Origin of the sequence: Proteus mirabilis ATCC 29906 (genome assembly GCF_000160755.1) — a bacterium.
Lineage (GTDB): Bacteria > Pseudomonadota > Gammaproteobacteria > Enterobacterales > Enterobacteriaceae > Proteus > Proteus mirabilis.
Map to the genome: position 1 here is coordinate 1 of NZ_GG668626.1, position 215 is coordinate 215.

General features: G+C 52.6%; 1 pseudogene. It reads right to left on the bottom strand.

The window, feature by feature from the left end:
- Positions 1-215 (bottom strand): annotated as a pseudogene (locus HMPREF0693_RS19245) (hypothetical protein); the annotation flags it as partial.

Below are 215 nucleotides of genomic sequence, written 5' to 3' on the forward strand. Positions count from 1 at the left end.
GGTGTCGGTTGAGCCATCTGGTTTGGTAATAGTGAGTGTCAGTGTGTCACCTGCCGCACTGCCTCCCGGTACAGTCACTTCGGTCTGTACGCCATCTTTTAGCTCGTCAGCATTTACCCCGTCCGTAGCTTCTGGAATGGTCACTACCGGTGTTGTATCCACCACACCATCACCGTCTGTGTCGCCTGGGATTTGCGTATCAACCATAAAGTCAA